General features: G+C 72.4%; 11 protein-coding genes. 9 read left to right on the top strand and 2 right to left on the bottom strand.

The window, feature by feature from the left end:
- Positions 1 to 3: 3 nt before the first annotated feature.
- From WMF43_RS00295 to WMF43_RS00265, 7 genes are all read left to right on the top strand, one after another.
- Positions 4 to 1,692: a chemotaxis protein CheA gene (locus WMF43_RS00295; protein ID WP_437676511.1), complete on the top strand. Its 1,689-nt coding sequence runs from the start codon at positions 4 to 6 to the stop codon at positions 1,690 to 1,692.
- Between the two features lie 64 nt (positions 1,693 to 1,756).
- Entirely contained in the window at positions 1,757 to 2,311 is a 555-nt protein-coding gene (locus WMF43_RS00290; RefSeq protein ID WP_437676509.1) for a chemotaxis protein CheW, read from the top strand.
- A complete protein-coding gene (locus WMF43_RS00285) occupies positions 2,308 to 3,306 on the top strand; it encodes a CheR family methyltransferase (RefSeq protein WP_437676507.1) in 999 nt (332 codons plus the stop codon). The genes WMF43_RS00290 and WMF43_RS00285 overlap by 4 nt, the downstream gene beginning before the upstream one ends.
- Positions 3,303 to 4,994 carry a CHASE3 domain-containing protein gene (locus tag WMF43_RS00280; protein ID WP_437676505.1) on the top strand — a complete coding sequence of 564 codons (1,692 nt, stop codon included), beginning with the start codon at positions 3,303 to 3,305 and terminating at the stop codon, positions 4,992 to 4,994. The genes WMF43_RS00285 and WMF43_RS00280 overlap by 4 nt, the downstream gene beginning before the upstream one ends.
- A gap of 47 nt (positions 4,995 to 5,041) precedes the next feature.
- Positions 5,042 to 5,896: a hypothetical protein gene (locus WMF43_RS00275; RefSeq protein WP_437676503.1), complete on the top strand. Its 855-nt coding sequence runs from the start codon at positions 5,042 to 5,044 to the stop codon at positions 5,894 to 5,896.
- A 183-nt stretch (positions 5,897 to 6,079) separates the two neighbouring features.
- Positions 6,080 to 6,976, top strand: coding sequence for a hypothetical protein (locus WMF43_RS00270; RefSeq protein WP_437676502.1), 897 nt, complete (start codon positions 6,080 to 6,082; stop codon positions 6,974 to 6,976).
- Positions 6,977 to 7,133: 157 nt separating this feature from the next.
- A complete protein-coding gene (locus WMF43_RS00265) occupies positions 7,134 to 9,083 on the top strand; it encodes a glutamate-cysteine ligase family protein (protein WP_437676501.1) in 1,950 nt (649 codons plus the stop codon).
- 199 nt (positions 9,084 to 9,282) lie between these two features.
- Here the strand turns inward: WMF43_RS00265 and WMF43_RS00260 are convergent, their stop codons facing one another.
- Together WMF43_RS00260 and WMF43_RS00255 are read right to left on the bottom strand one after the other, a co-directional pair.
- On the bottom strand, positions 9,283 to 9,489 hold the full coding sequence (locus WMF43_RS00260) for a hypothetical protein (protein ID WP_437676499.1): 207 nt from the start codon (positions 9,487 to 9,489) through the stop codon (positions 9,283 to 9,285).
- Positions 9,486 to 9,695: a hypothetical protein gene (locus tag WMF43_RS00255; RefSeq protein ID WP_437676498.1), complete on the bottom strand. Its 210-nt coding sequence runs from the start codon at positions 9,693 to 9,695 to the stop codon at positions 9,486 to 9,488. The genes WMF43_RS00260 and WMF43_RS00255 overlap by 4 nt, the downstream gene beginning before the upstream one ends.
- Before the next feature lie 278 nt (positions 9,696 to 9,973).
- On the opposite strand from WMF43_RS00255, the gene fadI reads away from it, so the two are divergent.
- Together fadI and fadJ are read left to right on the top strand one after the other, a co-directional pair.
- Entirely contained in the window at positions 9,974 to 11,284 is a 1,311-nt protein-coding gene (gene fadI, locus WMF43_RS00250; protein ID WP_437676497.1) for an acetyl-CoA C-acyltransferase FadI, read from the top strand.
- A complete protein-coding gene (gene fadJ / locus WMF43_RS00245; RefSeq protein ID WP_437676495.1) occupies positions 11,281 to 13,518 on the top strand; it encodes a fatty acid oxidation complex subunit alpha FadJ in 2,238 nt (745 codons plus the stop codon). The genes fadI and fadJ overlap by 4 nt, the downstream gene beginning before the upstream one ends.
- Positions 13,519 to 13,594 lie beyond the last annotated feature (76 nt).

Below are 13,594 nucleotides of genomic sequence, written 5' to 3'. Positions count from 1 at the left end.
CGCATGGATAGCCCTCGCGACGAGCTGCTCCAGACGTTCATGGCAGAGGCGCACGAGATCCTCGACGAGATCGAGCGCGCGCTGCTGCAGCTCGAGACCGGCCGCAACGTTCACGACGTCCTCCAGCGCGTCTTCCGCGCCACCCATACGCTCAAGGGGAGCGCCGGCTCGATGGGCCTCGGTGGCCTGAGCGATCTCGGGCACGCCGCGGAGGACGTCATCGAGGCGCTCTGCCGCGGCGACCTCCCCCTGACGATGCCTGTGGTCTCGCTGCTGCTCGAGACGGTGGACGCCGCCCGCCGGCTCGTCGCCGAGATCGAGAAGGGACAGGTCGAGCTCAGCACCTCCCACCGAGAGGTCGTCGCGCGCCTCCAGGAAGCGCGGCGCGGAGGGCTGGAGGCGGCCGAGGACGCGCGGGCGGCGAGCGCGCGCCGCGCGACCGAGGACGACGCGGAGGGAGCGACCAGCATCAAGAGCATCCGTGTCGCCGTCGAGAAGCTGGATCACATGGCGGATCTCGTCGGAGAGCTCACCCTCGGCCGGAACAGGATCGCGCGGAAGCTCCGCGCGGCGCGCGGGGAGGCCGGCGCTGCGCTACGCGACGAGATGGAGGAGCAAGATCGGCTCTGCAAGGAGCTGGAGGAGGCGGTGCGCGCCGCGCGTATGGTGCCGGTGGGGCCCTGGTTCCGGCACTACGAGCGCACGGTCCGCGATCTCGCCCACGCGCACGGCAGGCAGGCGCGCCTCGCCGTCGTGCACGGCGACGTGGAGGTGGACACGGCCGTGATCGAGCGGTTCCGGGACGCCCTCACGCACCTCCTGCGCAACGCCATCTGCCACGGCATCGAGGCGCCCGAGGCGCGGCGCGCCGCGGGCAAGGACCCCTGCGGCACGATCACCCTGCACGCCGCGCACGAGCGGGGCGGCATCGCGCTCCGGATCGCCGACGACGGCGCCGGCATGAGCCGCGAGCGCATCGCCGCCCGGGTCCGCGCGCAGGGGAGGCACCCTGCGCCCGACGCGCTCCCCGATCATGAGCTCTTCAGCCTCGTGTTCGAGCCCGGGTTCTCCACGGCGGCGGAGTCGTCCCACCTGGCGGGGCGCGGCATGGGCATGGACGTCGTGCGGCGCCGCGTGGAGTCGATCCAGGGCACGATCCGGATCGAGAGCCGGGAAGGGCGCGGCACGTCGCTGTCGATCCAGCTCCCGCTCACCCTGGCCACCATCGAAGGGCTCTCGGTGGGGATCGGCGACGAGCGGTACGTGATCCCCCTCCGCTCGGTGCTCGCCTGCTGCGATCTGCCTCGCGGCGCGCTCGCGCACGGCGGCGCCCAGGGGCTCATGGTCCGGCGCGGGCGCGCGCTGCCGTGCGTCCGCCTCCGGGCGCTCTTCAGGTTCGGCGGCCCTCCCCCGCCGGAGGAGCGCGTCGTCATCGTCGCGCACGAAGGCTCCGAGGCCGGCCTCGTGGTCGACACCCTCGACGGCGAGGGCCGCACGGTGGTCAAGCCGCTCGGCCAGCTCTTTCGCCGCGTTCCGGGCATCTCCGGCTCGACCATCCTCGGCGACGGCAGCGTGGCGATGATCCTCGACGTCGACGCGCTGCTCGGCCGCGTCCTCAGGGAGCTGGGCCCGGCCGACGCCCTCGACGAGGGCACGGCAGCGCCCGCGGCCGCCGGAGGCAGCGCAGGATGAGCCGGATGAGCCGGTGCCCCGGCGCGCGGCGCGCCCGTTTCCCATCCCGCTCCGTGGAGGCGTCGTGATCCCTGACGCGTCGAGCCCCGTGTCGCAGTACATCTCCTTCCTCATCGCGGGGGACGTGTACGCGGTGAACATCCTCCGCACGCGGGAGATCGTCGAGCACAGCGTCACATCGCGGGTCCCGATGATGCCGGCGTGCATCGTCGGCGCCATGAACCTGAGGGGCCGCGTCGTGCCGGTCATCGATCTCGCGATCAAGCTCGGGCTCCCGCCGACGAAGGTGACCCGGTGGACCTGCGTCCTCATCGTCGAGGCCGATCTCGACGGGGAGAGCACCCGCCTCGGTCTGCTCATCGACGCCGTGGGCGACGTCCTCACGCTCTCCGAGGACCAGATCGAGCCCGCGCCGACCTTCGGCGTGCAGGTGCGCACGGATCAGCTGCTCGGGGTGGCGAAGGTGGGTGAGAAGCTCGTGCTGCTGCTCAACATCGACCACATCCTCTCGCCGGCGGAGCTGCTGGGCTCGACGGACCTCGGCCGCTCGGCCCCCGGCGCCCCGCCGGCGCTCCCAGGCAGCCACGGCGCGCCGGCCGGCGAAGGGGACAGGCCATGATCGCGATCGCCGAGCTGGCCCCGCGCTCCCTCAGCGACGACGAGTTCGCGCTGTTCCAGAAGCTCATCAAGCGCCTCTCGGGCATCGCGCTGGGCCCGCAGAAGAAGCCGCTCCTGGTCTGCCGCCTCGCGCCCCGGCTGCGCGCGCTCGGGCTCCGCAGCTTCGGCGAGTACTACCGCCGGGTGGCCGCGCCGGGAGGCGAGGGCGAGCTCGTCCACATGCTCGACTGCATCTGCACGAACGAGACCCGCTTCTTCCGGGAGCGCGAGCAGTTCGAGCTCCTCGAGCGCGAGATCCTCCCGGCGTGGCAGGAGAACGCGGGCCACGGCGCGCCGGACGCGCCGGGCCGCCGAGCGCCCCCCGCGCGCGCCGGCCGCCCGCTGCGCGCCTGGAGCGCGGCCTGCTCGACCGGGGAAGAGCCCTACTCGATCGCGATGGCGCTGCTCGGCGGCCTGCCCTCCCTGGACCGCAGCGGCGCGGCGCGGCAGGCCCCGCCCTGGGCAGGCGGCGCGTCGACGGGCGCTCCGGGGGTCAGCGTCCTCGCGACGGACCTGTCCACCCGCGCGCTCGGTCAGGCGCAACGCGCGGTGTGGCCGATCGAGCGGGCCTCGGAGATCCCGGACCGGCACCTGCGCAGCTACATGCTCCGCGGGACGGGCGCGAGCGCGGGCCTGATGAAGGCCCGGCCGGAGCTGCGCCGGGTCGTCAGCTTCCGGCGCTTCAACCTGCTCGACGCGGCGCCCGAGCGATTCGGCCTGTTCGATCTGATCTTCTGCCGGAACGTCCTCATCTACTTCGACGCCGCCACGAGGGCGTCGATCGTGGCGAGGCTCATCGCCAGCCTCGCGCCCGGAGGGTACCTGTTCCTCGGGCACGCCGAGGGCCTCCACGGGACGGACCACCGCGTGCGGTGCGTCGCGCCATCCGTTTATCGGCTCCAGCCCTGGCGGGGCTCAGGGGAAGCCGCGATCACATCTAGCCCGGAGCATGCATGATGCTTGCGCGTCTCGGAGTAGGCCGGAAGCTCTACCTCGGCTTCGCCGCCATGGTCATCATCGTCCTTGGACTGGCGGGCATGGCCTACAAGAAGTTTGCGGAGCTCGACGAGGCCCGCTCATGGGACCGGCACACGTACGAGGTGCTCCTCGCGACGAGCGACATCATGGAGGCGCTGCTCGACACGGAGACAGGGGAGCGGGGCTTCGTCATCACCGGGGTGGAGTCCTTCCTGGAGCCGTACCGCCGCGGGCGCGACCGGTTCGACAAGGGCCTGAGTCATGCCAAGGAGCTCACCAGGGACAACCCGCGCCAGCAGCAGCGCCTCGACAGGCTCTCGAGGGAGCACAGCGAGTGGCTCTCCTCCACGCTGGAGCCGATCATCGAGCTCCGCCGCAGCGCGGCCGAGGCGAAGGCGCCGCCGGATCGCAGCTTCGACGAGGTCAGGCAGGGGCGCGGGAAGAGCCTCATGGACCAGATGCGCGCGACGCTCATGGAGATCGACGACGAGGAGCGCGCCCTGCTCGGCCAGCGGCAGGCGGCGACGAACGCGCTCGTCACGACGATGTACACGACGCTGCAGGGAGGAGGTCTGCTCGGGCTCCTCGTCGCCGTCGTGCTCGCCGTCCTCTTCAGCAGGATGATCTCGCTGCCGCTCACCCACGCCGTATCGATCCACCAGCGCATCGCCGAGGGCGACTTCACGGGCGAGGTCACGGTGAAGAGCGCCGACGAGCTCGGCCAGATGCTCGTCGCCGTGAAGGCCATGTCGGAGCGCCTGGCGGGCCTCATCAGCGAGGTCCGGAGCGGCGCGATCTCGGTCTCCTCGGTCGCGGTGCAGCTGTCGGCGACAGCGCAGAGCCTGTCGCACGGCACCAGCGAGCAGGCGGCGTCCGTGGAGGAGACGATGGCCAGCCTGCAGCAGCTCAGCGGCACGATCGCGAAGAACGCCGCCAACTGCAAGCAGGTCGAGGAGACGGCGCACCGGAGGACGAAGGACGCGGAGCAGAGCGGTCACGCGGTCCGGGAGACGGTCGAGGCGATGAAGTCGATCACCCAGCGGATCGTGATCATCGAGGAGATCGCGTACCAGACGAACTTGCTCGCCCTGAACGCCGCGATCGAGGCGGCCCGCGCGGGGGAGCACGGCAAGGGCTTCGCCGTGGTCGCCACGGAGGTGCGGCGGCTCGCCGAGCGGAGCCGGGACGCGGCGAAGGAGATCGGCGCGTTTGCCGCGTCGAGCATCGCCGTCGCGGAGCGCTCGGGACAGCTCATCGCGGAGCTCGTCCCGTCCATCCGGGAGACCGCGGAGCTGGTGCAGGTCGTCGCGGTCGCGTCCAAGGAGCAGTCGAGCGGCGTGGCCCAGATCAGCGGGGCGGTGGAGCTGATCGAGCAGGCCACGCAGCGCAACGCGGCGATCGCCGAGGAGCTCGCCAGCACGGCGGCCGAGCTCTCGGCGCAGGCGGAGCAGCTCCAGAACGTGATGGCGTCGTTCCGGCTCTCGCAGGAGAGCAACGGCGACCTGGGCCACAGGCCTCCGGGGGCGGGGCGTTTCCCGGAGCGCCACGGCGGCAAGGCGCCGTTGAAGCCGCCGCTCAGGGGTGGCCCGAGCGGCGGCCCACCGCGCATCGCGCAACTGGCGCGCGCGCCGCACGCCGCGGGCGATCAGGACTTCGTCCCGTTCTGACGGCTTGTCTCACGCGGCGCGGCGAGTTTTGCTAGCATCGCCGCCCCATGCTCTGGCTCTGGTACGTAGGTCCCTTCGCGGTGCTCTTCGTCTGGTACTTGACCGGACTGCGCACCCGGCACGAGTCGCGGCGAGACGCCGAGCTCGTGCGCTGGCGCGCGCTCATGATCCCGCAGCGCGAGGAGCACGAACCGTCGGGGTACCGCGGCCGGAAGACCCGGAAGACCACCGCCGAGATCGCCGGCCCTCGCCCGGTGCGCGCGATGCCGCCCAGCTTCGAGCGGGCGCTGGACGCGACGGGCGGCGGCGCGGTCATCGCCCGCTACGAGCTCGTCGCCAAGCTCGCCTACGTCGCGATCGTCGGTCCCAGCGCGAAGAACGGCAGCGAGTACCAGGTGGTCGTCACGAAGCTGGAGAAGGCTGCGCCCCAGCTCACCGTCTGCCCGCTGCCGATCCTCGACGGCAAGCCCGTCCCCAACAGCGGCGTGCAGTTCAAGAAGGACCCGGAGTTCATGGATCAGTTCCTGGTCGAGGGCCCTGACGCGAAGGCCATCGGCCGGTGGCTCTCGCGGCGCGTCCGCGGCGCGCTGCGCGAGTTCCCCGACGCGTGGCTCTTCGTGCAGGACCGCGTCATGGCCGTCGCGGCCTATGGCCCCGTCGACGCGGAGCGCCTGGAGGCGCTCGTGGTGACCGCCGACGAGATCTTCGGGGAGCACGGCGCCGGCGGCGCGCCCTCCCTGCTCTTCGAGGAAGACAGCGACAGCGGAGCCGAGGACGAAGACGACGAGGACGAGGACGAGGACGAAGAGGACGACGCCGACGAGCGCGACGCCGACGCGGAGCCCACGCCCGCGGAGCAGGCGGCGCCCGGCTCCGCGCGCCCCGCCGCACGCAGGCCGTAACGCGCCCTTGTAGGTCCCCTTCGCCCGCCTCCCCTCATCGAGGGTCATGGAGGCGCGGCCCCTCCGGCCCCGCGCCGTGACACCTCTCGAATCGAGACCAGCCTGTGCGGCGCGGAGCGCTGGGCGGCTCCGTTCGATAACCACAGAGTCGCCCGATCGTGTTAGTTACCCCTCTGGGGCTGATTGAACGCGAAACCGCCGCTCTCCGCCGCCATCCTCCTTTCGCTCTGGCTCGCGGCGCCTCCCGCGAGGGCGCAGGCGGACAAGGAGCGCTGGGTCCGGTCCCAGGGGGACAGCGCGGGCCTCGAGCTCGATCTGCTCGCCAAGTCCGCGGAGTGGAGCATGGCCGACGTCGAGTCCGAGGTGAGCACGTTCGGCCTGAGCTTCACCCTCGTCGGCCAGCTCCGGTGGCTCGGCCGGCTCCACCTCGACGCGGAGCTCCCGCTCGCGTACGGCGACGTCTCCGCAGAGTACAAGGCCGAAAATCCCCACGTCGACGAGCAGAGCAGCGCGGGCAGCTTCCTCTTCGGCAACCCCACGATCGGCGCCCACTACGCGCGCGCCCTCTCGCGCAGGTTCGCCGTCTTCGGCGGGGGCTCGCTCTCGGTCCCCGTCCTCGACGACCCCAGCGCCGACGCGCGCGCCACGCTGCAGGCGACGACCCCTTCGCGCGCGTTCTTCGACCTCCACCGGCTCATCCCGAAGCACCTCCCGCTGAGGGCGCGCGGCGGGATCGAGGTCCAGCTCGCCACGCGGCTCTTCTGCCGCACGGACACCGCCGTCCTGTTCGCCTTGCCCACCGGCGGCGGCGACGTCGAGCTCGTGCTCGAGCAGGGCACCGAGCTCGAGATGCGCTTTCAGGACCGGCTCGGCGGCGGGCTCCGGCTCCAGGCGGCGCTGACGCTCACGGACGAGGACATGGCGCAGCTCGCGCTGGAGCCGTTCGTCAGCTACGAGCCCGAGGAGCCCGGCTACTACGGCCGCGCCGGCCTGCTCGTGGCGCTCGACGCGCCGCTCGGGTTCGGCCTCGCCGACGACAAGGTCGCCACGTTGCGGCTCGCGGTCGGCCGCAGGTTCTGATGCCGCGCCGCGGCGCGCCCGCGCGTCCCCGCGCCGAAGCCCGGCCTGCTCCGATCCTCGCGGCCCGCGCGCCGTGCCGGCTCCCCCTGCGCCGCCGCGCATCGTAGGCTGCGGCGGACCGGGGACACGCCCGGGTGAAAGGCGGGGTGGGGCAGCCATGGGCGAGCAGCACGTCTCCGAGCAGGTGAACGAGGAGCAGCTTCAGGCCTTCATGCGGGCGCTGCTCGACGACGTGACCGCGCTCGAGCGCCTCCTCGAGGCGGACCGGATCGAGTCGGGCGTGCGCCGCATCGGCGCGGAGCAGGAGATGTTCCTGGTCGACCGCGCGCTCCGGCCCGCGCCGCTCTCCCTGGAGGTGCTCGAGCGGGCCTCGGACGCGCGGCTCACGACCGAGCTCGCGCGCTTCAACCTCGAGGCGAACCTCCCCCCGCTGCCGTTCGGCGGCGGCTGCCTGCGGCGGCTCGAGGCCGAGCTCACGGACGTCATCGGCCGGGCCGCCGAGGCGGCGCGCGCCGTCGGCGCCGAGGTGCTGCTCGCGGGCATCCTCCCCACGCTGCGCGCCGGCGATCTCGACCTCGACCGCCTCACGCCGATGCCCCGCTACCACGAGCTCAACCGCGCGCTGCGGCAGCTGCGCCAGGGCGATTTCCACGTGTGGATCCACGGGATCGACGAGCTCGAGATGATCCACGACAACATCCTGCTCGAGGCGTGCAACACGAGCTTCCAGGTCCACCTCCAGGTCGGCGCGCGCGAGTTCGCGCCGCTCTACAACCTCGCGCAGGCGGTGACGGCGCCGGTCCTCGCCGCCGCGGTCAACTCGCCGCTCTTGCTCGGCCGCCGGCTCTGGCACGAGACGCGGATCGCCCTGTTCGGGACGTCGGTCGACACGCGCCCGAGCGCCCGCGAGCGCCGGCAGCACAAGCCCCGCGTGCATTTCGGCGACGGCTGGGTGCAGGACGGCGCGCTCGAGCTCTTCCGCGAGGACATCGCGCGGTTCCGCGTGATCATCACGGCCGAGATCGGCGAGCCGCCCGCGGTCGTGCTCGCGCGCGGCGAGGCGCCGGACCTCAAGGCCCTGCGCGTCCACAACGGCACCGTCTACCGCTGGAACCGCCCCTGCTACGGGGTGGCCGACGGCGTCGCGCACCTGCGCATCGAGAGCCGCGCGCTCCCCGCGGGGCCCACGGTCCTCGACGAGGTCGCCAACGCCGCGCTCTTCTTCGGCCTCGTCGCGGGCCTCGCCGGCGAGCACCCGCGCATCGACCTCGAGATGCCGTTCGAGGACGCCAAGGCGAACTTCTTCGCGGCGGCGCGCCACGGCCTCAAGGCGCAGCTCACGTGGGTCGGCGGGCAGAGCTACCCCGCCGCGGAGCTCCTCCTCTCGCGCCTGCTCCCTGCGGCCCGCGAGGGGCTCTCGTCCGCGGGCATCGACGCCGGGGACATCGACCGTTACCTCGGCGTCGTGGAGGAGCGCGTGCGCCGCGGCCAGACCGGCGCCCAGTGGGCGCTCGGCTCGCTCGCGGCGATGGCCGGCAAGGGCACGCCGGAGATGCAGGATCGCGCGCTCTGCGCCGCGATGCTCGCCCACCAGCGGGAGGAGGCCCGGGGCGGCGGCGCCGGCGGCCCGGTGCACACGTGGGAGCCCGCCGCGCTCGAGGCCGATCGGGACCTCCTGCGCGACAGCTACCAGACCGTGGGGCAGTTCATGTCGACCGATCTCTTCACGGTGCGCCCCACCGACATCGTCGATTTCGCCGCGAGCGTCATGGACTGGCGGCACGTGCGCCACGTGCCGGTCGAGGACGCGGAGGGCCGGCTCGTCGGCGTCGTCTCGCACCGCGCGCTGCTCCGGCTGGTCGCGCGCGGCGCCGCCGCGGCCCCCGCCGGCGGCGCCGCGCCGCCCACGGTCGCGTCCATCATGCGCCCCGATCCGGTGACGGTCGCGCCGGAGACGCCGACCCTCGAGGCGATGCGGATCATGCGCGAGCAGCGCGTCGGCTGCCTGCCGGTCGTCGCGGGCGAGCGGCTCGTCGGCATCGTGACGGAGCGCGACCTCCTCGAGGTGTCGGCGAGGCTGCTCGAGGCGTACCTGCGCGAGGGGTGAGCGGGCGCCGGCGGCCGGCGAGCGCCGCGGCTCCGCGACGAGGCGAGCGCCGCGGCTCCGCGACAAAACGAAGGAGCCGCCAGGACAGGAGGCGACGCCAGGCCGTGATTCACGCCTGGCCTCGTCTCGTGTCCTGGCGGCCCTCCTTCCGGACGAGCGCCCGTGGGGCGCGGCGCGGGGCGAGCGCCCCGCGCGCGGCTCACATGTCGCTAATCTCGGTGCACGTCATCTCGTCGCCCTTCGCCTGGCAGTCGAGCACCGTGCCGTACGTGTGGAAGAAGCCCTGCTTCGATCGCGTGATGTGGTACCGCGCCGCGTCGACCTGCCGGATGCTCGTGTAGCTCCCCTGACAGCCGACGGCGCCGAGGCTCGCGAGCAAGAGCCCGAAAATCCAAGCACGTTTCATTCGCCGACCTCCGTCACCTCGACCTGGGTGCACTCCGCCTTGCCCGGCTGATCAGGGCACATCCAGATCGCAGGCATGTTGTTCTTGTGACCGGTGACATACACGTAACCGGGCGCCGCGGGCGCAGAGCTGCTCGCCCACGTCGCACAGCCCGCGAGCGCCGAGCCGACGCACAGCAATGCGCTGAATTGAATGAGTTTCCGCATGGCCCATTACGTTATCGAGGAGCGACGATGTAGGCCAAATTAGCGACATTGGTCCTCTGGACGGATCGTCCGCCATCTGCCTTCCACCCTCGTTCGAGAGGAGCGTTCCCTGCCTCGCGTTTCGCCCCGTGAGAGGCCCGCGCGAGGCCCGCGCAAGGTTGACACGTCGCGTTACCCCACCTAGAGAGTTCCTCCCGGCGGGTGGGCTGCTTTCCGGCCGGGATCCGGGGGCGGCGCGGGGCGCGCTCGCGGCAGGACGCGGCAGGAGAGGAGTCGGCATGGCTTCAGGCACGATGGGGATGGGCGGCGAGGACCGGGTGGCGGTCGTGGCGGGGCTGCGCACGCCGTTCACCAAGGCGGGCACGGCCCAGAGGGCGCTGCGCACGGTCGATCTCGCCGCCACGGTGGTGAAGGAGCTCATCCAGCGGAGCGAGGTGAACCCGCGCGACGTCACGCTCGTCGTCTACGGCCAGGTGGTGCCGACGCTCGACTGGCTCAACATCGCGCGCGAGGTCGTGCTGCGCACGGGCCTGCCCAAGGACATCGACGCCTACAGCGTCTCGCGCGCCTGCGCGACCTCGCTCCAGGCCATGACGAGCGCCGCCGAGGCGATGCTCGCCGGCCAGCACGACGTCGCGGTCGTCGGCGGCGCCGACAGCATGAGCGACGTCCCGCTCGGCGTCTCCAGGAAGCTCGCCGCCGCGCTGACCGACCTCCAGAAGCAGAAGACGGTCCAGGGCAAGCTGAAGGCCCTCTCCCGCCTCTCGCTGAAGGATCTCGTCCCCCCGATCCCGGGCTTCTCCCGCGAGCCGACCACCGGCGAGCAGATGGGCGAGGCCGCCGAGAAGATGGCCAAGCAGAACGGGATCTCGCGCGCCGAGCAGGACGCGATCGCCCACCGCTCGCACACGAACGCCGCCCGCGCCTGGCGCGACGGCACGTATGCGGCCGAGGTCATGCACGTCCTCCCCCCGCCCTACGACAAGCCGGTCGAGCGCGACAACGTGGTCCGGGACGACTCCACCCTCGAGGCCTACGAGAAGCTCTCGCCCGCCTTCGACCGGCGGCACGGCACGATCACCGCGGGCAACGCGTCGCCGCTCACCGACGGCGCGAGCGCCCTGCTCCTCATGCGCGAGTCCCGGGCCAAGGCGCTCGGCTACCAGCCGCTCGGCTACGTCAAGTCGTGGTCCTACGCGGCCGTCGACCCGGGCTGGCAGCTGCTCATGGCCCCGGTGCTCGCCGTCCCGCGCGCGCTCGACCGCGCCGGCCTCTCGCTCCGCGACATGGATCTCGTCGACATGCACGAGGCCTTCGCCGCCCAGGTCGCGTCCAACCTGAAGGCGCTCGCCTCGCCGACGTTCGCCGCGGAGAAGCTCGGCCGGTCCGAGGCCGTCGGCGAGGTCGACCCGGACCGGCTCAACGTGAACGGCGGCTCGATCGCGCTCGGCCACCCCTTCGCGGCCACCGGCGGGCGCATGGTGCTCTCGACGCTCCGCGAGCTCAAGAAGCGCGGCGGCCAGCACGCGCTCCTCACCGTCTGCGCGGCGGGCGGCCTCGGCGCCGCCGTCGTCCTGGAGGCAGCATGACGACGCCCCTCGATCCCGCGACGCCGCCCCCCGCGGAGCGCGGCCCGATCTCCCTGGAGGTCCGCCCCGACGGCGTGGCCGTCGTCACCTACGATGTCCCGGGCGAGGCGGTCAACACGCTCAAGCCCACGTTCGCGGCCGATCTCGAGCGGATCATGGCCGAGATCGCGGGCGATCCGCGCATCAAGGCCGCCATCCTCGTCTCCGGCAAGCCCGACACCTGGATCGCGGGCGCCGACATCGAGCTCCTGAAGAGCGTCACGACGGCGGCCGAGGCCGAGGCGCTCTGCCGGGCCGGCCACGCGGCGATCCAGCGGCTCGTGGCCTCGCCCAAGCCGATCGTCGCCGCGGTCCACGGCGCCGCGCTCGGCGGCGGCTTCGAGGTGGCGCTCGCCTGCCACGGCCGGGTGCTCAGCGACGACCGCAAGACGGTGCTCGGCCTGCCCGAGGTGCAGCTCGGCCTGCTCCCCGGGCTGAACGGGCTCCAGCGGCTCGCCGAGCGCGCCGGGCTGCAGGCGGCGCTCGATCACGGCCTCACCGGCAAGAACATGCGGCCGTCGAAGGCGCGGCAGCTCGGCGTCGCCGACGACGTGGTCCCCGCGCCCATCCTCCGCGAGACGGCCGCCGCGCTCGCGCTGAAGCTCGCGCGTGTCGAAGCCGGCGCGCCGCTCCGGCCGGACCGCGCGGCGAAGAAGAAGGGCCCGAAGCTCGACGCCGCCGCGCTGACGAGGGCGGCGCTCGAGCAGAACCCGATCGGCCGGTCCGTCCTGTTCCAGCAGGCGCAGAAGCAGGCGCGGGAGAAGACCGGCGGGCACTACCCGGCGCCCGAGCGGATCATCGAGGTGCTCCGGACCTACGCCGACCGGGGCCTCGAGGCCTCGAAGGCCGCCGAGGCCCGCGCCTTCGGCGAGCTCGCGGTCTCGAGCACGGCGCACCGGCTGATGGAGCTCTTCTTCGCGACGACGGCGCTGAAGAAGGACACCGGCGTGGACGACCCCGTCGTGCAGCCGAGGAAGGTCGAGAAGATCGCGATGCTCGGCGCCGGCCTGATGGGCGCCGGCATCACCTCCGTCAGCCTGAGCGCCGGCATCCCGGTGCGCCTCAAGGACCGCGACGACGTGTCGCTCGGCCGCGGGCTCAAGTACGTGACCGACATCCTCGCCGAGCGGGTGAAGAAGAAGCAGCTCACCCCGCTGGAGCGCGATCAGCAGCTCGCGCTGCTCACGACCACCACGGACAGCTCCGGCCTGCGCGGCGCCGACCTCGTGATCGAGGCCGTCTTCGAGGATCTCGCGGTCAAACACGCGGTCCTGCGCGACGTCGAGGCGAACGGCAAGGACGACCTCATCTTCGCGTCGAACACGTCCTCGATCCCGATCGCCCGGATCGCGGCCGCGTCCCGGCGTCCCGAGAACGTCGTCGGGATGCATTACTTCAGCCCCGTGCACAAGATGCCGCTGCTCGAGGTCATCCGGACGCCGCAGACGTCGCCCGAGGTGGTCGCGACGGCGGTCGCGGTCGGCAAGCGGCAGGGCAAGACGGTCATCGTCGTGAACGACGGCGTCGGCTTCTACACGAGCCGCATCCTCGGCCCGTACATGAACGAGGCGAGCTGGCTGCTCGCCGAGGGGGTCGCGATCGAGCAGATCGACCGGGCGCTGGTCGCGTGGGGCTGGCCTGTCGGACCGCTCGCGCTGCTCGACGAGGTCGGCATCGACGTGGCCGCGCATGTCGGCCCGATCATGATCGAGGCGTTCGGCGACCGGCTCTCCCCGCCGCCGACGATGGCCAAGCTGGTCGCCGACGACCGCAAGGGCCGCAAGAACGAGCGGGGCATGTACCTGTACGGCGCGGCGGCGAGGAAGAAGGGCAAGGGCAAGCACCCGGACGAGAGCGTCTACGCGGTGCTCGGCCTGCCGGTGCCGAAGGCGAAGGACAAGCCGCCGGTCCCGGTCGAGGAGATCCAGATGCGGTGCTCGCTCCAGCTCGTGAACGAGGCGCTGCACTGCCTCGGCGAGGGCATCCTCCGCGGCCCGCGCGACGGCGACATCGGCGCGATCTTCGGCCTCGGCTTCCCGCCGTTCCGCGGCGGCCCGTTCCGCTACGTCGACACCCTCGGCGCCGCCGACGTGCTCCGCCGCATCGAGATCTACGAGCGGCGCTTCGGCAAGCGCTGGGCCCCCGCGCCGGCGCTCGTCGAGGCGGCGAGGACGGGCAAGCGCTTCTACGACTGAAGAGAGAGAAAAAACGCAAAGGCGCAAAGGCGCAAAGACGCAAGGAGAAGAAAGAAGCCTTCTCTACCTCTTCTTT

The organism is Sorangium sp. So ce131, assembly GCF_051519095.1.
In the GTDB taxonomy this organism is placed as follows: Bacteria; Myxococcota_A; Polyangia; order Polyangiales; family Polyangiaceae; genus Sorangium.
The sequence above is the reverse complement of the archived record's forward strand: the minus strand, read 5'-3'. Positions and strand labels throughout refer to the sequence as shown.

What these genes read in the sequence shown, in the direction of transcription:
- WMF43_RS00295 (WP_437676511.1), top strand. Translation starts at nt 4, where the DNA reads ATGGATAGCCCTCGCGACGAGCTGCTCCAGACGTTCATGGCAGAGGCG.
- WMF43_RS00285 (WP_437676507.1), top strand. Translation starts at nt 2,308, where the DNA reads ATGATCGCGATCGCCGAGCTGGCCCCGCGCTCCCTCAGCGACGACGAG.
- WMF43_RS00280 (WP_437676505.1), top strand. Translation starts at nt 3,303, where the DNA reads ATGATGCTTGCGCGTCTCGGAGTAGGCCGGAAGCTCTACCTCGGCTTC.
- WMF43_RS00275 (WP_437676503.1), top strand. Translation starts at nt 5,042, where the DNA reads ATGCTCTGGCTCTGGTACGTAGGTCCCTTCGCGGTGCTCTTCGTCTGG.
- WMF43_RS00265 (WP_437676501.1), top strand. Translation starts at nt 7,134, where the DNA reads ATGGGCGAGCAGCACGTCTCCGAGCAGGTGAACGAGGAGCAGCTTCAG.
- WMF43_RS00260 (WP_437676499.1), bottom strand. Translation starts at nt 9,489, where the DNA reads ATGAAACGTGCTTGGATTTTCGGGCTCTTGCTCGCGAGCCTCGGCGCC.
- WMF43_RS00255 (WP_437676498.1), bottom strand. Translation starts at nt 9,695, where the DNA reads ATGCGGAAACTCATTCAATTCAGCGCATTGCTGTGCGTCGGCTCGGCG.
- fadI (WP_437676497.1), top strand. Translation starts at nt 9,974, where the DNA reads ATGGCTTCAGGCACGATGGGGATGGGCGGCGAGGACCGGGTGGCGGTC.
- fadJ (WP_437676495.1), top strand. Translation starts at nt 11,281, where the DNA reads ATGACGACGCCCCTCGATCCCGCGACGCCGCCCCCCGCGGAGCGCGGC.